The following is a 19,782-nucleotide window of genomic DNA, read 5'->3' on the forward strand; positions in this document are numbered from 1 at the left end:
TAAAGTGACATAGATTTATATTGAGGCTACAATGCTAAGCATTGTGGCCTTTTTCTATTAATTTATCGGATTTTTATATGAAAAAGATAGTTTTTGCATTGCTGCTATCCTTGCTTGGCGTTTCTTTCTCGTAGAATTTCCGCCTTCGGGAAACCTGGTCGCGTCGCAAGCGTTGAAACGCCTTCATCCTGCGACCGGATTGCGGTATGTTGGTCAAACGACTTGCAATTCATGGCGCGATCGGTTAACAGCGCGCCTATTCCACACACGGGATTGGGCTTTTGTCGGGAGAAATCCGGCAAAAACCTCCGGTGGCGAGCAATCGCCTCAGCCCGTGGAGGTTAAACCGGAAAAGGAAAATAAAGATGGCATTGCCTGATTTCAGCATGCGCCAGCTTCTGGAAGCTGGTGTTCACTTCGGCCACCAGACCCACCGCTGGAACCCGAAAATGGCGCCTTTCATCTATGGCGCTCGTAATAACATCCACATCATGGACCTGTCCCAGACCGTTCCTCTGCTGCACAACGCGCTGAAGATCGTTTCGGACACCGTTGCTCGCGGCGGTCGCGTTCTGTTCGTCGGCACGAAGCGTCAGGCTTCGGACATCATCGCCGATGCAGCAAACCGTTCAGCCCAGTACTACGTCAACGCCCGCTGGCTCGGCGGCATGATGACCAACTGGAAGACGATCTCCAACTCGATCCAGCGTCTGCGCAAGCTCGACGAACTTCTGGCCGGCGAAGGCCAGGGCTTCACCAAGAAGGAACTTCTGAACCTTCAGCGTGAGCGTGAAAAGCTTGACCGCGCACTCGGTGGCATCAAGGACATGGGTTCGGTTCCTGACCTGATCTTCATCATCGACACCAACAAGGAAGCAATTGCTATCCAGGAAGCCAAGCGTCTTGGCATTCCGGTTGTTGCCGTGATCGACTCGAACTGCGATCCGGACCAGATCGACTACCCGATCCCGGGCAACGACGATGCCGCACGCGCTATCTCGCTCTATTGCGATCTGGTTGCACGCGCTGCTCTCGACGGTATTGCGCGCCAGCAGGGTGCAATGGGCATCGACATCGGTGCGCAGGCTGAAGCCCCGGTTGAGCCAGCTCTCGAAGCTCCGGCTGAAGGCGCTTAATCAGCGCATGATTTCATCCATCCGTCATATCTCTGATAGAGGCGGATGGATAATCTCGTTTCATTCCGGCGCAAGGGCGTGATTCCGAAGCACGTTTGACGGTTTTCGGGCAAAACACGCTACCTCAAAATAGCGCCGGTTCAAAGTTGGCACACCCATTCGGTGTGCCTTCGCTTTCGTGAAAGGCGACACAATGAGCATTTCCGCATCTCAGGTTAAAGAACTCCGCGAACTGACCGGCGCTGGCATGATGGACTGCAAGGCGGCGCTTGCAGAAACCAATGGTGACATCGAAGCTGCTGTCGATTGGCTGCGCGCCAAGGGCATTGCAAAGGCCGACAAGAAGGCTGGTCGTACGGCTGCCGAAGGTCTGGTTGGCGTTGCATCTTCCGGCAATAAGGCTGTTGTCGTTGAAGTCAACTCCGAAACCGACTTCGTTGCCCGCAACGACGCTTTCCAGGATCTGGTTCGCAAGATCGCAAAGGCTGCTCTGGCTACCGACGGTTCGACCGAAGCCGTGGCCAACGCCAATGTTGACGGCAAATCCGTTACCGAAACTGCCAAGGACGCAGTTGCAACCATCGGCGAAAACATCAGCTTCCGTCGTTCGGCAGCTCTGAGCGTTCCGCAGGGTACGGTTGCAACCTACATCCACAACGGCGTTGCTGATGGTCTCGGCAAGCTCGGCGTTCTGGTTGCTATCGAAACCGCTGGCGATGCAGAAGCTGCAAATGCATTCGGTCGTCAGGTTGCAATGCACGTTGCTGCTATCAACCCGCTCGCGCTGACCGCTGAAGACGTTGATCCGGCTGCCGCCGAACGCGAAAAGTCGATCTTCATCGAGCAGGCTCGTGAATCCGGCAAGCCGGACAATATCATCGAAAAGATGATCGAAGGCCGTATGCGCAAGTTCTATGAAGAAGTTGTTCTTCTGTCGCAGGCTTTCGTCATCAATCCGGATCTGACGGTTGCAGCTGCCCTCAAGGAAGCTGAAAAGACCATCGGCGCTCCGGCCAAGATCGTCGGCTTTGCCCGCATCGCACTCGGCGAAGGCATCGAAAAGGAAGAAAGCGATTTCGCTGCTGAAGTCGCCGCTGCAGCCAAGGGCTGATGCGCTGAAAGCGTATTTGCGCTTTCAGAACAGGCTTTAGCCTGAAAAGGCTTTTGATTATGAAGGGCATCGCGTGACAACGCGATGCCCTTCGTGTATCGGAACGCAACACAATCACTTTATTTCGATCAGTGGAGAGCATTCCATGTCCGGCAAGCCCGCCTATAAGCGCGTCCTTTTGAAAGCCTCGGGCGAGGCATTGATGGGCAGTCAGGGCTTCGGCATCGATGTTTCCGTTGCAGACCGGATCGCCAACGATATCAAGCAGGCGCGCCAGTTGGGCGTCGAAGTCGGCGTGGTGATCGGCGGCGGTAATATTTTTCGCGGTGTAGCCGTGGCGTCCAAGGGCGGCGACCGCGTGACCGGCGATCATATGGGCATGCTCGCGACGGTGATCAATTCGCTGGCGCTACGTACATCGCTGCACAAGATCGGCGTCGATGCCGTTGTTCTCTCCGCCATAGCAATGCCGGAAATCTGCGAGAGTTTTTCGCAGCGTCAGGCAACGGCCTATATGGACGAGGGCAAAGTGGTGATTTTCGCAGGCGGCACCGGCAATCCGTTCTTCACGACCGATTCAGCGGCAGCATTGCGCGCGGCGGAGATTGAAGCGGATGCGCTGTTGAAGGGCACGCAGGTTGACGGCATCTATTCGGCTGATCCGAAAAAGGACCCGACCGCGACGCGTTTCGACACGCTCACCCACAAGGAAGTTCTCGATCGCGGCCTGGCCGTCATGGATACGGCAGCAGTCGCCCTTGCGCGCGAGAACAACATTCCGATAATAGTCTATTCCATCCATGAAAACGGCGGCTTGGCCGAAATTCTGCAAGGCAAGGGACGCTGCACGATCGTTTCCGATAATTGATCAACGATGATCGTTCACATGTCTTGCTGCGTATCGAAGGAGAATATGCATGAGTGATGCTTTTGACATCAACGACCTGAAACGCCGCATGGAAGGCGCAGTCAACTCTTTGAAGCACGATCTGAATGGTCTTCGCACCGGTCGCGCTTCCGCCAGCCTGCTTGAGCCGATCACCATCGAAGCCTATGGCGCGACGATGCCGATCAATCAGGTTGCCAATATCACGGTTCCAGAATCGCGCATGCTTTCAGTCTCCGTGTGGGACAAGAGCATGGTTGGCGCTGTCGAGCGGGCTATCCGTGATTCCGGTCTGGGCCTCAACCCGATTACCGACGGCATGACGCTGCGTATTCCGCTGCCGGAACTGAACGAACAGCGCCGCAAGGAACTGGTCAAGATCGCGCATCAATATGCCGAGCAGGGCCGTATCGCCGCTCGCCATGTGCGTCGCGATGGCATGGACACGTTGAAAAAGCTGGAGAAGGACGGCGACATCAGTCAGGATGACAGCCGCGTTCTGTCCGAAAAGGTGCAGAAGTTGACCGACGACACCATCGCCGAAATGGATAAGGTTGTTGCCGTCAAGGAAGGCGAAATCATGCAGGTCTAGGACCTGCGTGATTTTGACAAAGGAGAGCCAGGAATGTCCGATCCGCGCCACATCGCCATTATTATGGATGGCAATGGCCGTTGGGCGAAGGCGCGTGGCTTGCCGCGTAGCGCCGGGCATCGTGCTGGCGTGGAAGCGCTGCGCGAAACGGTGCGGGCGGCGGGTGATCGCGGTCTTGGCTATCTCACGCTTTTTGCGTTCTCTTCCGAAAACTGGTCGCGACCGAGCGGCGAGGTCAATGACCTGCTCGGTCTGCTCAAGCTTTTCATCCGTCGCGATCTTGCCGACCTTCATCGTAACAATGTGAAGGTCAGCATCATCGGCGAGCGGGAAGGGCTGGCCGACGATATTCGCGGGCTGCTCACCGAGGCGGAAGCCCTGACCCGCCGCAACACCGGCCTCAATCTGGTAATTGCCTTCAATTACGGTTCGCGCGACGAAATTGTGCGGGCAGTCAAGAGTCTGGCGCGTGATGTTGCTGCCGGTCGTCTGGACCCCGCGTCGATTTCCGCCGAGCTGCTCTCGGCCAATCTCGATACCGCTTCCATGCCCGATCCAGACCTAATCATCCGCACGAGCGGCGAGATGCGGCTGTCGAATTTTCTGCTTTGGCAGGCCGCCTATGCGGAATTTCTGTTTCTGCCCGGTCACTGGCCGGATTTCCGCCCGGCCGATCTCGATGCTGCCTATGAGGTGTTCCGCCAGCGTGAGCGCCGTTTTGGCGGCGTTGAAACGCGGAGCAGTCTGCCAACCAGCCTCGAAGATTGCGAAGAGGGTAACCGGGCTATCGGGCAATAAATGTCATGATGGATTGTTTCGCTGCCATGCATCTTCATTGCCCTGTTCCATCGCATCGCATACCCTGACGCAGCGTAAGCCGAAAGGTCTCAATGTCCAATCTGCAAACCCGTATTCTCACCGCCATTGTGCTCGGCGCAGCCGCCTTATGGCTTACCTGGGTAGGCGGGTTGGGTTTCACGCTTTTCGCAATCGCTATCGGTCTGGCGATGTTCTACGAATGGACGGCCCTGAGCGCTCCGCGTCAAACATTGTTTTCGCGGGTTTTCGGCTGGGTCTGGCTGGTCCTGACAGCCATTCTTCTGATTCTGGATCGCAGCGCGTTGCTGACCATCGGTACGCTTCTGCTTGGAACACTGATTCTTCTCGCCACCCAGTGGAAAACCGGTCGGGCCTGGCCTGCAGCCGGGCTTTTCTACGCCGGGTTTTCGGCAATATCGCTCTCGCTTTTGCGCGGTGACGAGCCATTCGGCTTTACGGCCATCGTCTTTCTGTTCGCCGTCGTCTGGTCCACGGACATCGCAGCCTATTTCAACGGTCGCGCCTTGGGCGGGCCAAAGCTCGCGCCGCGTTTTTCCCCCAACAAGACATGGTCTGGCGCCATTGGCGGCGCTGCTGCTGCTGTTGCAGGCGGCATTCTGGTCGCTTCGCTTGTGGCAACGCCCGGCAGCCTGATCGTGCCGCTTCTGGCGCTTCTGCTCTCTATCGTTTCGCAGATCGGCGACCTGGCGGAATCCTGGGTGAAGCGCCAGTTCGGCGCCAAGGATTCGGGTCGCCTTCTGCCGGGACATGGCGGCGTGCTGGACCGTGTGGATGGGCTTGTCGCCGCTGCTGCACTTCTATACCTCTTTGGTGCCGTGATTGCAGAGCCGGATGTGCCATCTGCTATCTTTTTCAGTTTCTAAGCGGCAGGCGATTCGTAGAGTACGAGGATCGGCGCGCCAATCCAGGCTGCGATCGATCAACGGGTGATTTGTAAGGAGTAGTGATTTGCAGGAGGCTCTGGCCTTTTTCTTCGGCGGTGAAAGCCTGCTTGTCGGGACAATTGTACCGTTCCTTTTCGTTCTTACAGTCGTCGTATTCGTGCATGAGATGGGGCATTATCTGGTGGCGCGATGGTGCGGCATCGGTGCGCAGGCCTTTTCAATTGGCTTTGGTCCGGAACTTCTCGGCTTTACTGATCGTCGGGGCACGCGCTGGAAGCTCTCAGCCATTCCGCTTGGCGGCTATGTGAAGTTCATCGGCGATGAAAGCGAAACCAGTTCGCCCGTCGGTGTGGATAGCAATGTGCTGAGCGAGGAAGATCGTAAGCGCGCGTTTCATACCCAACCGGTCTGGAAGCGTGCGGCAACGGTTTTTGCCGGTCCGGCCTTCAACATCATTCTGACGATTGTCATTTTCAGCGTGTTCTTTGCGCTTTATGGGCGGCAGATCGCTGATCCGCTGATTGCGGGCGTACAACCCAATAGTCCTGCGGCTGCCGCCGGGTTTGAACCGGGTGACCGCTTTATCAGTGTCGAGGGCGAGAAGATCACCACTTTTGCCGATGTGCAGCGCATCGTTTCGGGCCGGGCAGGCGACACGCTCGACTTTACGGTCGAGCGCGGCGGCAAGATGGTGGATCTCAAGGCAACGCCCGCGACCGTTGAACGCGTAGACCCACTTGGCAACAAGGTGAAGCTCGGCGCCATCGGTGTCGAGACCACGGAAGCGGTCGGCAATTTCCGCCGCATTGAATATGGTCCGCTCGAATCAGTCGGGCAGGCGGTGATGGAGACCGGCTTCATCATCAGCCGCACGGGTGAGTTTTTCACACGTTTTGCTTTTGGCCGTGAGGATAAGTGCCAGCTCGGCGGGCCAGTCAAGATTGCCAATATGGCGAGCAAGGCTGCAAGTGCCGGCTTTGACTGGTTGATACAATTGACGGCTATGCTGTCCATTGGGATCGGGCTTTTGAACCTGTTTCCCCTGCCGCCGCTGGATGGCGGGCATCTGGTTTTCTATGCTGTGGAGGCAATCAAGGGCAGCCCGGTGTCACCTGGAGCGCAGGAGATTTTCTACCGCATTGGATTCCTTCTTGTGATGGGATTTATGGGGTTCGTACTTTTCAACGACCTCTTTGCCTGCTAGATCAATTGCCGACTGTCTCAGGCAGCGGTCCTCGGAATTGAAATCTTGGGGGATGACGATCTTGGGGTTTATTGGCTAGACCGGCCTGCTCGGTTAAGCTGACTGCACAGAGACGACTCTTTGTCCGACGGAGGCCGGGCGAGGTGTTAAACAGAAGTGAACATTGGGAGCGACGACCGGAAAAGCTAAGCAATCTGTTTACCATAACTTACAATTCGCGTGGCACGGATGCCACGCTTGTTGCCTAAGTAAACAGAATTTAACCGCAACGCTTGCTTGTATGGAAAAACCGGCTAATACGGTTGTATCTGTACGCATTTTTCTGGGTTCATCGTCCCGGGGACAGAAACGAAGGTTCGGAAAGCCTATGACGGCAAGTTCTAAATTCTTTGGCGCCGCGTCCGCGCTCGCCATGTCGGTGGCTCTAGTGGCTTCGGGTACTGCTGCGCTCTCGCTCGCATCCGTGAATGTCGCGGAAGCTGCCGTTGTGAGCCGTATCGATGTTCGTGGCAACACACGCGTTGATGCTCAGACCATTCGCGACAACATCGACATTCGTCCGGGCAAGGCCTTCACCAGCGCTGATATCGATGCTGCGGTGAAGCGTCTTTTCGCTATGGGGCTGTTTTCCGATGTTCGCATCAACCAGTCCGGCAGCACGCTTGTCGTCAATGTGAGCGAGCGTTCCGTGGTCAACAATGTCCTGTTCCAGGGCAACAAGAAGATCAAGGATCCCGACCTGACGCGCGCCGTCCAGCTGAAGCCGCGTTCGCCTTACGATGCGGCGATAATGGAGTCGGACAAGGAAGCCATCAAGGCTGCCTATGCACATATCGGACGCAGCGATGCGACCGTGAATGCACGCACCGTCGATCTCGGCCAGGGTCGTGTTAACGTTGTCTACGAAGTCAACGAAGGCTCGCGCACCAAGATCGCCAATATCGAATTCGTTGGCAATCAGGCTTATAGCGGTCGTCGTCTGCGCGATGTCATCTCCACCAAGCGTTCGAACCCGCTGTCGTGGCTGACCCGCAATGACGTTTACGACGAAGGCCGTTTGCAGGCTGATGAGGAAACGCTGCGCCGTTTCTATTACAATCGTGGTTACGCGGATTTCCGCGTCGTGTCGTCGAATGCGGTTCTCGACCCGTCGACCAATGAATATACGATTACGATCACGGTCGATGAAGGTCAGCGTTATACCTTCGGCGACGTGAGCGTTGAAAGCACCGTCGATGGCGTCAATACCGATGCCCTGACCGGTCTCGTAAAGACCCGTTCGGGTCGCGCCTACAGCGCCAAGGAAGTTGAAGATTCCGTTCTGGCTGTGACCGAGAGCGTCGCCGGTAGCGGCTATGCCTTCGCCAAGGTCGAACCGCGTGGCGATCGTAACTTCGAAAACCGCACGATTTCAGTTGTCTATAGCGTCGATCAGGGTCCGCGCGCTTACATCCAGCGCATTGAAATTCGCGGTAATGACAAGACCCGCGATTACGTGATTCGTCGTGAGTTCGACATGAATGAAGGCGATGCCTTCAATCAGGTCATGGTGCAGCGCGCCAAGCGCCGCCTCGAAGCTCTGGACTTCTTCCAGACGGTCAATATCTCGACCGCTCCAGGTTCCGAGCCGGATCAGGTGATTCTGGTTGTGGACGTTGTCGAAAAGTCGACCGGTGAATTCTCTATCGGCGGCGGTTACACCACCGGCGGCGAAACGCCGGGTGCGTCGGTCGAAGGTGCGATCACCGAGCGTAACTTCCTCGGTCGCGGCCAGTATATTCGTCTAAGCGCCGGTGCCGGTCAGGACGATATGCGCAATTATGGTCTGTCCTTCACAGAACCGTATTTCCTTGGCTATCGCATTTCGGCTGGCTTCGACGTGTTCCGCCGCAGCTATCGCGTGAACGACGACTACGATGTCGAGCAGACCGGCGGTACGATTCGTTTTGGTCTTCCGGTCACGGAGAACTTCTCGGTCGGTCTCGCTTACAACTTGGTTCAGGAAAAGTACGACCTGTTCCGCGATAACATTGATGGCTACTATGCACCGGCTCTGGTTGAAGCAGCAGAGAATAGCCCGTGGCTTCGCTCGTCGGTCAGCTATTCGCTGACATATAACACCATCGATGACATGAAGAATCCGCATGATGGCCTTTACGGCAAGTTCACGCAGGAATTCGCTGGTCTTGGCGGTGACGCGAAGTTCTTGAAGACGACCTTCAAGGGTAACTACTACAAGACGCTTGCGCAGGAAGCCGACATCGTCGGTATGCTGGGTGTCGGCGGTGGCTACATCCACGAGTTCGGCGACGACGGCGTCCGTATCTTCGATCTGTTCAAGAACAATTCGGATATCATCCGCGGCTTCAAGTTCAACGGCATTGGTCGTTACCAGGATTCGCAAACCGGTCAGCGCTACTGGATGGGTGGCACGACCTACATCAACGGTACGGCTGAAGTGCAGTTCCCGATGCCTGTCGTACCGGAAAGCCTCGGCATCCGCGGTGCGGTCTTCGCCGATGCGGCCATGCTCTATGGCGGTGACGACGTGCTGGGCGGTCAGCCGGTTCTCGGCGACGACAAGAAGATTCGTGCTTCGGTCGGTCTCAGCCTGATGTGGGCCTCGCCGTTTGGTCCGCTGCGCTTCGACTACGCATTCCCGGTCGCGAAGGCTGATACCGACAAGGTTCAGAACTTCAACTTCGGTGTTTCGACCAAGTTCTAACCGATTTGCCTTTCCCCGGGGCGGCTACGCCCCGGGAGAGAAAGTGTACTGATGGCAGATCCTGTCTTTTTCTCGCCTTCTCGTGAACTCACGATTGGCGATGTTGCTGATTTCACCGGTGCAAGACTTCGTGACCCGAAGCTTGCACCGCGTTCTGTTGAGCGTCTGGCTTCCATGAAGGATGCCGGAGAGGGGTCTCTTATTTTCGTGGAAGGTAAGAAGAACGCCGAATCTCTGGCCGCAATTAAGGCTGCGGGCGTTTTTTGCAAGGAAGACATCGCTCCGAGCGTTCCTTCGCATATGGCTGCGCTGATTACCCGCAACCCTCATCGTGATTTTTCCGCTGTCGGGCGGATGTTGTTTCCAGCGTCGGCCAAGCCGGAAAGCTGGTTCGGCGAAACCGGCATCTCCCCGCAGGCCTTTATTCACCCGTCAGCGCAGATCGAAGATGGCGCGACGATTGAAGCAGGCGCGGTGATCGGCAAGGGCGTTACCGTTGGTTCGGGCACCTTGATCGCTGCCACAGCAGTAATCGGCGAAAACTGCCAGATCGGGCGGGATAGCTATGTTGCGCCCGGCGTTACGATCCAATGCGCCTTTATCGGCAACCGTGTGCTTCTGCACCCGGGAGTTCGCATCGGCCAGGACGGGTTTGGTTATGTGCCCGGTGCCGCCGGGCTTGAAAAAGTCCCGCAGATCGGTCGGGTCATCATTCAGGACAATGTGGAGATCGGAGCCAACACAACGGTTGATCGTGGGTCGCTGAGCGACACGGTGGTCGGCGAGGGCTCCAAGATCGATAACCTCGTGCAGATTGCGCATAATGTGCGTATCGGACGATTCTGTCTCATTGCCGCGCATTGCGGTATTTCCGGAAGTTGCGTGATCGGCGACGGGACCATGCTTGGTGGTCGCGTCGGTCTAGCGGATCACCTTATCATCGGCTCGCGCGTGCAGATTGCAGCCGCGAGCGGCGTTATGAACGATATACCCGATGGAGAACGTTGGGGAGGTCTTCCCGCACGTCCTATCAAGCAGTGGTTCCGCGATATCGCGAACATTCGCAGCATCGGGCAATCAAGAAAGGAGCAATCCTCAGATGAGTGATACGGAACAGACGAAACTCGAAGCGGCGGATATTCAGGAACTTCTGGCCGTGCTTCCGCACCGTTATCCTTTTCTGCTGATCGATCGCGTCGTGAATATCAATGGCGATCTGTCGGCAACCGGCATCAAGAACGTCACGATCAATGAGCCGCATTTTACCGGGCATTTTCCGGAAAAGCCGATCATGCCGGGCGTATTGATCATCGAGGCGATGGCGCAGACCGCTGGAGCCATCTCGTTGCTTCAGCGCAAGACTGGCCGCCCGGGCGTTGTCTATTTCATGACCATCGACAATGCGAAGTTCCGCCGCCCGGTCATTCCAGGTGATCAGTTGCTTCTGCATGTTAAGAAAGTCAAACAGCGCGCCAATATTTCCAAGTATGAATGCGTGGCTGAGGTTGGTGGTGTGAAAGTTGCCGAAGCGGAAGTTGCGGCAATGATTAATGCCGGTGAAGAAAGCCAGTGAGCATTACAATGAAAGAAACAATCATTCACCCCACTGCTCTTGTTGAGCCGGGAGTGGAACTGGGCCAGAGTGTGTCTGTCGGGCCTTTTTGTCATATTCAATCGGGCGCCGTCATTGGCGACAATTCCGTTCTGATGAGCCATGTGGTCGTCACGGGCGGGACCACGCTTGGCGCGGGCGCGAAGGTCTATCCGCATGCTGTTCTCGGTTGCGATCCGCAGAACGGCAAGCACAAGGGTGGCCCAACCACACTCACGGTCGGCGAGAATTGCCTCATTCGAGAAGGCGTCACCATGCATCGTGGCTCGGACAGCGCGCGGGGCTATACTTCGGTGGGTAATGATTGCACTTTCCTCGCTTATGCGCATGTGGCGCATGATTGCGATGTTGGCGATCACGTCACCTTCTCGAACAATGTCATGATCGGCGGTCACACGACCATCGAACACCACGCCATTCTGGGCGGCGGCGCGGCCGTGCATCAGTTCGTGCGCGTCGGCCATCATGCATTTGTCGGCGGTATGGCTGGTGTCGTGGGTGATGTTATTCCTTATGGCATGGTTATTGGCAATCACGCGCATCTCGGCGGCCTTAATATTGTCGGTATGAAGCGTTCCGGCATGCAGCGCGCGGAAATCCACATGCTGCGCCATGCCGTGCGCATGCTGTTCGATCGCACTAAGCCGGTTCGTGATCGCGCTGCCGACGTGCTGGCGGCTTATCCCGATTCTCAGGCGGTTGCCGATATGATAGCCTTCATCAGTGTCGACGCAAAACGCGCCTATACAACGCCACCACTCGACGCGGCTCATGGTGGAGTCGGGCATGACAGCGACGAGAGTTGAGACTTTGGCGCGTCCGTCTCTCGAAGGCGGGCGCGTCGGGATCATTGCGGGCAACGGCCTGTTGCCCATTGCGGTCGCCGAGGCGCTTCAGAACGCCGGTACGCCGCCCTTTATCGTTCCCCTGCGCGAAGAAGCCGACCGGGCGCTCTATAATTACGAGCACCAGGAAATTTCGATGGTCGAGTTCGCAAAGCTTATTCGCTCCATGAAAGCGGCTGGCGTTTCGCATGTCGTTCTCGCAGGCGGTGTGCGCAACAGGCCGCATCTTGGCGATCTAAAGCTCGACTGGCCGACATTGCGGGGCATTCCCTATGTGCTCCGTGCACTGGGGCAGGGCGATGATGCCCTGCTGCGTGCTTTTATCGGGCTGCTGGAATCATTTGGTTTCAAGGTCGTCGGCGCACATGAAGTTGTGCCCGATCTTCTGTCTCCGTCACCTGCGCGTATTCTCACCAAAGTTGCACCAGACGTAAAGGAAACTGCCAATATTAAGCTGGCTATGGAATCGGCCTTGCGACTTGGCGATCTCGACGTCGGCCAGGGTGCGGTTGCAGTTGGCGGTCGCGTCGTGGCGCTGGAAGGCGCGGAGGGCACTGACCTGATGATCGAGCGCGTCCGCGAGCTGCGTGAAGCCGGGCGTATTCCCAAGCGCGGCGGGGTTCTTGTGAAAATGGCCAAACCTCGTCAGGATGAGAGAGCGGATTTGCCAGCCATCGGTATTTCCACTGTGCTGAATGCCAAACGCGCCGGTCTCGCGGGAATTGCGGTCGAGGCGGGTCGTACATTTATCTTAGGCTTCGGCGAAACCATTGCAGCGGCAAATGAAAGCGGTCTCTTCATAGAGACAGTCAGTCGGGACAAGAAGGACGCTTAAACTTGAGTAACACCAGCCGGCCATTGAAAATAGCAATCGTGGCCGGTGAAGAATCCGGCGATCTTCTCGGTGCAGACCTGATTGACGCTTTGCGGCATCAGACCGACAGGCTGGTCGATCTTGTCGGTGTGGGTGGCGATCATCTGGCTGCGCGTGGTCTGAAGACTTTCTTCGATCCGCACGAAATCGCTTTGATGGGGCTTGGCGCAATCATCAAAAACCTGCCGGGGCTAGTGTTGCGCATTCGACAGACGGCGCGGCAGATCGTGGCGGAAAAGCCGGATTGCGTTCTGCTGATCGACAGCCCGGATTTTACCCATCGCGTTGCGAAGAAAATCAGAGCCGCCGATCCTTCCATTCCGATTGTAAAATATATCGCTCCCAGCGTCTGGGCATGGCGTCCGCAGCGTGCACGCGCCATGCGCGCCTATATCGACCATGTGCTGACGGTATTGCCGTTTGAGGTTGACGTGATGGAGCGGCTGAACGGCCCTCAGTCGACTTATGTCGGGCATCGCCTGTCGAGTTATGCGCCTATACTCAATACGCGTGTGGCGCAGCTGGCGCTTGAACCGCAAAGATCGGACGCCGGCAAACACACATTGCTTTTGCTGCCGGGATCACGACGAACGGAAATCCAGATGTTGATGGAGCCGTTCGGCAAGACGGTCGAAGAGCTTTCCCAACGCGTGGAAAAGCTTGAGGTTATACTGCCGACCTTGCCGCGTATCGAAGCGATGGTGCGCGACCTGTCGCGCGCGTGGGCGGTAAAGCCGCTGATCGTCGTCGGTGATGAAGAAAAGTGGAAGGCCTTTGCGCGGGCCGATGCCGCGCTAGCCGCGTCTGGAACCGTATCGCTGGAACTGGCCCTGTCGCGCATTCCCAGCGTGCTTTCCTACAAGGCGGACTGGTTTGCGCGCAAATTTCTGGTGCCGAAGATCACCATCTGGAGCGCGGCATTGCCTAATATCATTGCGGATGAACCGGTGGTGCCGGAGTTTTTCAATGAATTTGTGCGTCCGGGGATGTTGGCCCGCAATGTGGAGCGTTTGATGCGCCCCGGTTCAGCGCGTCAGGCCCAGCTGGATGGCTTTGACGCGGTGGCTTCAGTCATGTCGACAGAGCGGCCTTCCGGAGAAATCGGCGCGCGGGTTCTGCTGGACGCCATAGAAAAAGGCCGCAAAGGCTGAGCAATTCAAGTTTTGATCAAAAAGAAACCCCGGTTACCATTGGCAACCGGGGTTTTATTTTCAGCGTTTGCCGCGCTTATTTGCGCTTTGCAACCGGCACGTAATCGCGTTCCGTAGCGCCGGTGTAGAGCTGGCGCGGGCGACCGATCTTCTGCTGCGGATCTTCGATCATTTCCTTCCACTGTGCGACCCAGCCGACGGTGCGGGCGAGTGCAAAGAGAACCGTGAACATTTCGGTCGGGAAGCCGAGAGCCTTCAGCGTAATGCCGGAATAGAAGTCGATATTCGGATAAAGCTTCTTCTCGATGAAGTATTCATCGGTTAGAGCGATCTTTTCCAGTTCCATTGCAACGTCGAGCAACGGATCATCCTTGATGCCCAGCTCGCCCAGAACTTCGTGGCAGGTCTTCTGCATGATCTTGGCGCGCGGATCATAGTTCTTGTAGACGCGGTGGCCGAAGCCCATCAGGCGGAACGGATCGTTCTTGTCCTTGGCGCGGGCTACGAATTCCGGAATGCGATCCACCGAGCCGATTTCGGCCAGCATGTTGAGCGCGGCTTCGTTTGCGCCGCCATGGGCAGGGCCCCAGAGGCAGGCAACGCCAGCTGCGATACAAGCGAATGGATTTGCGCCCGACGAACCGGCAAGACGCACGGTCGAGGTCGACGCATTCTGCTCGTGGTCGGCATGCAGGATGAAGATGCGGTCCATGGCGCGGGCCAGAACCGGATTGACCTTGTAGTCCTCGCAAGGCACGCCAAAGCACATGTGCAGGAAGTTCGATGCGAAATCGAGATCGTTCTTCGGGTACATGAACGGCTGGCCGATATGGTACTTATAGGCCATTGCGGCGAGCGTCGGCACCTTGGCGATCAGGCGGATCGAAGCGACCATGCGCTGATGCGGATCGGTGATGTCGGTGGAGTCGTGGTAGAAGGCGGACATGGCGCCAACGCAACCGACCATGACGGCCATGGGATGCGCATCGCGACGGAAGCCCGTAAAGAACTTCGTCATCTGTTCGTGGATCATCGTGTGACGGGTCACGCGATAGTCGAAATCGGCCTTCTGGGTCGCGGTCGGCAGTTCGCCGTAAAGCAGCAGGTAGCAGGTTTCAAGGAAGTCGCCATGCTCGGCCAGCTGGTCGATCGGATAGCCGCGATAGAGCAGGGTGCCTTCATCGCCATCGATATAGGTGATCTTGGACTCGCAAGAAGCCGTCGAGGTGAAACCCGGATCGTAGGTGAACGCATGCGAATTCTTGTAAAGCGGACCGATATCGACGACGTCCGGCCCGACAGTGCCTTGTCGCACAGGCAGATCGAACGTATTGCCGTCGAGAGTAAAGCTGGCTGTCTTAGCTGACATCATGTTTCCTTTCATGTCCACTTTGCCGCCGTGGGCGGCAGTATTGCATTCGCTGCTATAACTTGTCTTGTATCTCTTGGCGGGCGTCCCAAAGCTGCGGGATACCCGATTTTTAACGCATTACGGCTACGATTTTGATCGCCAAACTATCCCAAACCGTCCGTGATGCAATGCGAAATTTGAACTATTTAAGCAAGCTACGTCACGTCAGCGTGAATGATAGCACCTTAACCGATTTGATCGCGAATACGGCCCAAAGACTCTTCACGACCCAGTACAAAAAGCACATCAAAGACGCCCGGTGAAGTAGCGCGACCGGTCAGGGCGGCACGCAGTGGTTGCGCAATCTTGCCCAGTTTCAGTCCGGTTTTTTCTGCGTGGGCGCGAACCACCGCATCCAGTGATTCAATGGTCCATTCTCCGGCCGCTTCCAGATCCGGCAGCACGGATTTCAAAACCGCGCGGCCTTCTTCGTTGAGAAGCGAGGCGGCCTTTTCGTCGAGATCGAGCGGACGGGCAGCAAAGATGAACTTTGCACCGTCTGCCAGTTCAACGAGCGTCTTGGCACGGTCCTTCAAACCGGACATAGCCGCGAGGAGCTGCGCGCTGTGCTTGTCGTCGAGCCCTGCCGCGAGTTCCTTGCCGCCTTCGATTTCCGGCAAAACAGCCACGAGAGCGTCGAACAGTGTCTTGTCGTCGCTGGCGCGCATATAAAGACCGTTGATCGCTTCGAGCTTCTGGAAGTCGAAACGGGCAGCGCCCTTGTTGATGTCTTTCACGTCGAACCATTCGATCATCTGTTCGGTTGACATGATTTCGTCGTCGCCATGGCTCCAGCCAAGACGAACGAGGTAGTTGCGGAGCGCTGCCGGCAGATAGCCCATGGCGCGATAGGCATCGACGCCGAGCGCGCCGTGACGCTTGGAGAGCTTTGCACCGTCCGCACCGTGGATCAGCGGAATATGCGACATCTGCGGCACGTCCCAACCCATGGCGTCATAGATCACGGTCTGGCGCGCGGCGTTCGTCAAATGATCGTCGCCGCGGATGATATGCGTGACGCCCATATCGTGGTCGTCAACAACAACCGCATGCATATAGGTCGGTGTGCCATCGGAACGCAGAATGATGAAATCATCGAGATCCTTGTTCGGGAAGCGCACATCGCCCTGTACGGCGTCGCGCACCAGCGTTTCGCCTTCCTGCGGCGCCTTGATGCGAATGACAGGCTTTACACCTGCAGGTGCTTCGGAGGGATCGCGGTCGCGCCAGCGGCCATCATAACGCGGCGGGCGGCCTTCGGCACGCGCCTTCTCGCGCATTTCTTCCAGCTCTTCCGGCGTCGTGTAGCAGTAATAGGCTTTGCCCAGCGCGACGAGTTCTTCAGCGACCTCGCGGTGACGCGGCGCGCGCTCGAACTGCGAGATCGGCTCGCCTTCCCAGTCGAGACCAAGCCAGGTCAGGCCGTCAAGAATGGCAGCGGTGGCTGCATCGGTGGAACGTTCACGGTCGGTGTCTTCAATACGCAGCAGCATCTTGCCGCCGGTATGCTTGGCATAGAGCCAGTTGAACAGCGCCGTACGCGCGCCGCCGATATGAAGATAACCCGTGGGCGAAGGGGCAAAACGGGTGACGACCGGTTTCGACATGGTAGCTCCACTCTATTGCGCGCCCGTCAAGACAGCGGCAATTGCCGGGGCAGGGGCGTGCGAACCTGAATTCTATTGCCCGCTTCCAAGAGCGGGGACGAGGATTTCTATAACAAAACCTCTCGATTTAGACTGGCGTTCATGTAGCATAGGCAGCACGACGCGCAAGGGCTTCGCGTTTGTTTCGGCTCCTTGCGGCATTGTTCTTTTGGGGTATTTCGACAAAAAGACCTTTTTTGCAGTCAGGCGGGGGCATGACGCGCATAGGTGATATGGCCAGGGCCTCCGATGAGGCCAATGAGCGGGCGCTTGTCAAAAGCCTGCCCGATGGCCTGACGCGCTCTTATATTCCCGAGCCCTGGCCCGAACGCAAAACCCCGCCTGCCGATCATGATGATCAAGATCAGCCGCCTGCCGCTAAACCAACCGACTGGCGCGGCATCGTCGCTGATATAGCGCGGAGAACTCCCAGTGCTTTCGCGGAAGCGCTGCATCTCGAAACGGCACGGGGAATCTTCTTTCTGCTAATTCCGATTTTCAGCGGCCTCGGCGCGATTGTCTATTTTACCCTGTCGTTTGAACCCGAATGGACGCCCATTCTGGCTTTGCTGGCCGGGTTGGCTATCGTTCGCGTATTCGCGCGCAAGCATTTCTTTGCTGGTCAGCTGCTGACCCTGGCGCTTGCCTTTCAGCTCGGGCTTTTAAGCGGTAAATGGGAAACCGACCGCATGGCGACGCCGATGCTCGGTTCCGATGTGTCTACGCGCGTTACTGGCCGGGTTGTTGCGCTGGACGCGCAGGATAACGGAAGCTGGCGTATTACGCTCGATCTACTGTCCACAGAGCGCCCAAAACTGCGCTTTGCGCCGACGCGCATTCGCATCAACGCCCGTGATATTCCGGCAGATACATCGATCGGCGGTGGATTAACCGGCTTTGCACGGCTGCGGGTTCCGTCAGGCCCGGTCCGTCCTGGCAATTATGATTTTTCCTTCCACGCCTATTTCAACGGTATCGGAGCCAACGGCTTCTTTCTGGGAAATCCAAAGACGGCAAATGTTCCGCAACAGACAAGTCTGACGGCAGAAATCAGCGAATGGATCGCTTTGCTCCGGGTGCGTGTATCGGAACGGGTGGAGGAAGTGATCGGTGGCGAAGACGGCAATGTCACCGCCGCATTGATTGCCGGGACGCGCGGCGGCATCAGCGAGGAAACCAATGACGACCTGCGCAAGGCGGGTCTCGCGCATATTCTTTCCATATCAGGCCTGCATATGGCGCTGGCGGCGGGTGTCGTCATGTTTGCGCTGCGATCTGCCTTTGCACTCTTTCCGGCGTTCAGCGTCCGGCATCCGGTCAAGAAATATGCGGCCTTTCTGTCCCTGTTGGCCTGCGGATTTTATCTCGCAATGTCTGGTGCCGATGTCGCGGCCCAGCGCAGCTATGTAATGATCGCCGTCATGCTCAGCGCTTTACTGTTTGACCGCGCTGCGCTCAGCATGCGCAATCTGGCTATCGCCGGAATGGTGACAATAGTGATCTCGCCGCATGAAATACTCGGGCCAAGCTTCCAGATGTCCTATTCGGCGACGGCTGCGCTGATTACCGGTTATGCATGGTGGGGCATGCGTAAAACCAAAAAAATGCAGGATGTTGAGAGACGCACGGTTCCGTCGGCAGCTGGGTTGCCATCGAAAATCCTGAAATCCGCCGCCGCAGCCGCCGGAACATCATTGGTCGCAGGGATTGCGAGCGGTATCTTCGCCGCTTACCATTTCAACAATACCGCACCGTTCGGGCTGATCGGCAATGTGCTGGCCGATCCGGTAATCGCCACTCTCGTTATGCCCTTTTCGGTTCTGGGCCTCGTGCTGATGCCGCTCGGCCTCGACTGGCTGCCTCTGACAGTCGCCGGGTCCGGAATCTGGATTGTCCGCGCTCTTGCCAGCATCATCGCGTCCTGGTCCCCTGATGGTAATCCCGGAGCAATGCCGGTCGCGGCTCTCGCTCTATAGACGATAGCGCTTGTAATTGCCGTATTGTTCACAACACGGCTCAAGATTCTGGCGCTACCCTTTGTTTTGGCCGGATTTATTGCCTTCGTACACGAGCCATTTCCGGATGTCGTGATCTCGGAAGATGCAAAACTGGTTGGTGTTCGTCTGCCAGACGGTCGCTTTGCTATGAACCGCGAGAGACCTTCGAAGTTCACCGCCGACAACTGGAAAACCGCCTATCTCGCAACACAATTCCTGATACCACAGCACGCAAAAGACAGGCTTCGAGGAATACCAACGGACGGCTTTATCTGCGAAGACGAGCTCTGCACAATCACATTACGCGATGGACGCGAACTGGCCTATACGGCTGCGCCTGCCGTGCAGGATATCGCCTGCGATGTGGGTGATATTGTCATCCTTGCCATAGCTGGAAAAACACCGGGATGCCGAAACCAGAAGAAGCTCGTCGTCAGCCGACGCGATCTGGCCCTGCGGGGAACGGTCGAGATGAGGTTAGGCGACAAACAAGTTGAGACGGGTGCCCCTGCCATGTCTTCATCAAATGACTTGGATGTTATGAATGATGGCATCCAAAAGCGGCATAGTTTTGCCGATCCGCGTTATGGCGACAGGCTAGCTTTCGCAATTGATGAGCCACGGCGTCCTTGGCATCTGTTCCGGCTCTATTCACGAGCGGCACGTGGCTTGCCTGACTGGGAATATAAAAAGAAGCAACCTGCCCAAAAAGCAGAGACGCAATGCGTGACTACTGACGATCAGGACACGGACAAATGTGATTGACCGTGCTGTTCTCAATATGGTGTGGAACCACGTTAATATTGTGGGACCAAGTTGGTCGGCGGTTCCAGCCATATTTGCATGCATATCAACCCGAAAACGGCCT

Annotated in this window: 15 protein-coding genes and 1 pseudogene; 14 read left to right on the forward strand and 2 right to left on the reverse strand. The window is 56.9% G+C overall.

The features are described from left to right. Positions 1-365 precede the first annotated feature (365 nt). From rpsB to lpxB, 13 genes are all read left to right on the forward strand, one after another. Positions 366-1,136, forward strand: a complete 771-nt coding sequence (gene rpsB, locus JAU75_RS01320; RefSeq protein WP_109369172.1) for a 30S ribosomal protein S2 — start codon at positions 366-368, stop codon at positions 1,134-1,136. Positions 1,137-1,329: 193 nt separating this feature from the next. Beyond that, positions 1,330-2,247 carry a translation elongation factor Ts gene (gene tsf, locus JAU75_RS01325; protein WP_199053951.1) on the forward strand — a complete coding sequence of 306 codons (918 nt, stop codon included), beginning with the start codon at positions 1,330-1,332 and terminating at the stop codon, positions 2,245-2,247. A 145-nt stretch (positions 2,248-2,392) separates the two neighbouring features. Further along, entirely contained in the window at positions 2,393-3,115 is a 723-nt protein-coding gene (gene pyrH, locus JAU75_RS01330; protein ID WP_199053953.1) for a UMP kinase, read from the forward strand. Positions 3,116-3,164: 49 nt separating this feature from the next. Next, positions 3,165-3,725: a ribosome recycling factor gene (gene frr, locus JAU75_RS01335; protein WP_078340836.1), complete on the forward strand. Its 561-nt coding sequence runs from the start codon at positions 3,165-3,167 to the stop codon at positions 3,723-3,725. A 33-nt stretch (positions 3,726-3,758) separates the two neighbouring features. Next, positions 3,759-4,523 carry an isoprenyl transferase gene (locus JAU75_RS01340; protein WP_199053955.1) on the forward strand — a complete coding sequence of 255 codons (765 nt, stop codon included), beginning with the start codon at positions 3,759-3,761 and terminating at the stop codon, positions 4,521-4,523. A 92-nt stretch (positions 4,524-4,615) separates the two neighbouring features. After that, complete coding sequence (locus JAU75_RS01345; protein WP_199053956.1) at positions 4,616-5,428, forward strand: phosphatidate cytidylyltransferase; 813 nt, start codon at positions 4,616-4,618, stop codon at positions 5,426-5,428. Between the two features lie 85 nt (positions 5,429-5,513). Continuing rightward, the gene (gene rseP / locus JAU75_RS01350) at positions 5,514-6,653 is read left to right on the forward strand and encodes an RIP metalloprotease RseP (RefSeq protein ID WP_199053957.1); all 1,140 of its coding nucleotides are present in this window, start codon (positions 5,514-5,516) and stop codon (positions 6,651-6,653) included. Positions 6,654-7,020: 367 nt separating this feature from the next. Beyond that, on the forward strand, positions 7,021-9,378 hold the full coding sequence (bamA, locus tag JAU75_RS01355) for an outer membrane protein assembly factor BamA (protein ID WP_199053958.1): 2,358 nt from the start codon (positions 7,021-7,023) through the stop codon (positions 9,376-9,378). A 51-nt stretch (positions 9,379-9,429) separates the two neighbouring features. After that, positions 9,430-10,485 (forward strand): UDP-3-O-(3-hydroxymyristoyl)glucosamine N-acyltransferase, encoded by a 1,056-nt coding sequence (gene lpxD / locus JAU75_RS01360; protein WP_199053959.1) that lies wholly within the window; start codon positions 9,430-9,432, stop codon positions 10,483-10,485. Next, the gene (fabZ, locus tag JAU75_RS01365; protein ID WP_199053960.1) at positions 10,478-10,951 is read left to right on the forward strand and encodes a 3-hydroxyacyl-ACP dehydratase FabZ; all 474 of its coding nucleotides are present in this window, start codon (positions 10,478-10,480) and stop codon (positions 10,949-10,951) included. Before lpxD ends, fabZ begins: the two co-directional genes overlap by 8 nt. An 8-nt stretch (positions 10,952-10,959) precedes the next feature. After that, on the forward strand, positions 10,960-11,796 hold the full coding sequence (gene lpxA / locus JAU75_RS01370; RefSeq protein ID WP_199053961.1) for an acyl-ACP--UDP-N-acetylglucosamine O-acyltransferase: 837 nt from the start codon (positions 10,960-10,962) through the stop codon (positions 11,794-11,796). Further along, positions 11,777-12,670: an LpxI family protein gene (locus JAU75_RS01375; protein WP_199053962.1), complete on the forward strand. Its 894-nt coding sequence runs from the start codon at positions 11,777-11,779 to the stop codon at positions 12,668-12,670. The genes lpxA and JAU75_RS01375 overlap by 20 nt, the downstream gene beginning before the upstream one ends. 2 nt (positions 12,671-12,672) lie before the next feature. Continuing rightward, positions 12,673-13,860, forward strand: coding sequence for a lipid-A-disaccharide synthase (gene lpxB, locus JAU75_RS01380; protein WP_199053964.1), 1,188 nt, complete (start codon positions 12,673-12,675; stop codon positions 13,858-13,860). Positions 13,861-13,936: 76 nt separating this feature from the next. On the opposite strand, the gene gltA is transcribed toward lpxB, so the two are convergent. Both gltA and gltX read right to left on the reverse strand, forming a co-directional pair. Continuing rightward, entirely contained in the window at positions 13,937-15,229 is a 1,293-nt protein-coding gene (gene gltA / locus JAU75_RS01385; protein ID WP_199053966.1) for a citrate synthase, read from the reverse strand. A 227-nt stretch (positions 15,230-15,456) separates the two neighbouring features. Then, complete coding sequence (gene gltX / locus JAU75_RS01390; RefSeq protein WP_199053968.1) at positions 15,457-16,878, reverse strand: glutamate--tRNA ligase; 1,422 nt, start codon at positions 16,876-16,878, stop codon at positions 15,457-15,459. A gap of 254 nt (positions 16,879-17,132) precedes the next feature. Between gltX and JAU75_RS01395 the strand changes: the two are divergent. Beyond that, positions 17,133-19,679 (forward strand): annotated as a pseudogene (locus JAU75_RS01395) (ComEC/Rec2 family competence protein). Positions 19,680-19,782: the final 103 nt, after the last annotated feature.

This window comes from Ochrobactrum sp. Q0168 (assembly GCF_016427605.1).
In the GTDB taxonomy this organism is placed as follows: Bacteria; Pseudomonadota; Alphaproteobacteria; order Rhizobiales; family Rhizobiaceae; genus Brucella.

What these genes read in the sequence shown, in the direction of transcription:
- gltX (WP_199053968.1), bottom strand. Translation starts at nt 16,878, where the DNA reads ATGTCGAAACCGGTCGTCACCCGTTTTGCCCCTTCGCCCACGGGTTAT.
- fabZ (WP_199053960.1), top strand. Translation starts at nt 10,478, where the DNA reads ATGAGTGATACGGAACAGACGAAACTCGAAGCGGCGGATATTCAGGAA.
- JAU75_RS01375 (WP_199053962.1), top strand. Translation starts at nt 11,777, where the DNA reads ATGACAGCGACGAGAGTTGAGACTTTGGCGCGTCCGTCTCTCGAAGGC.
- lpxA (WP_199053961.1), top strand. Translation starts at nt 10,960, where the DNA reads ATGAAAGAAACAATCATTCACCCCACTGCTCTTGTTGAGCCGGGAGTG.
- lpxD (WP_199053959.1), top strand. Translation starts at nt 9,430, where the DNA reads ATGGCAGATCCTGTCTTTTTCTCGCCTTCTCGTGAACTCACGATTGGC.
- frr (WP_078340836.1), top strand. Translation starts at nt 3,165, where the DNA reads ATGAGTGATGCTTTTGACATCAACGACCTGAAACGCCGCATGGAAGGC.
- gltA (WP_199053966.1), bottom strand. Translation starts at nt 15,229, where the DNA reads ATGTCAGCTAAGACAGCCAGCTTTACTCTCGACGGCAATACGTTCGAT.
- tsf (WP_199053951.1), top strand. Translation starts at nt 1,330, where the DNA reads ATGAGCATTTCCGCATCTCAGGTTAAAGAACTCCGCGAACTGACCGGC.
- JAU75_RS01340 (WP_199053955.1), top strand. Translation starts at nt 3,759, where the DNA reads ATGTCCGATCCGCGCCACATCGCCATTATTATGGATGGCAATGGCCGT.
- pyrH (WP_199053953.1), top strand. Translation starts at nt 2,393, where the DNA reads ATGTCCGGCAAGCCCGCCTATAAGCGCGTCCTTTTGAAAGCCTCGGGC.
- JAU75_RS01345 (WP_199053956.1), top strand. Translation starts at nt 4,616, where the DNA reads ATGTCCAATCTGCAAACCCGTATTCTCACCGCCATTGTGCTCGGCGCA.
- bamA (WP_199053958.1), top strand. Translation starts at nt 7,021, where the DNA reads ATGACGGCAAGTTCTAAATTCTTTGGCGCCGCGTCCGCGCTCGCCATG.
- rpsB (WP_109369172.1), top strand. Translation starts at nt 366, where the DNA reads ATGGCATTGCCTGATTTCAGCATGCGCCAGCTTCTGGAAGCTGGTGTT.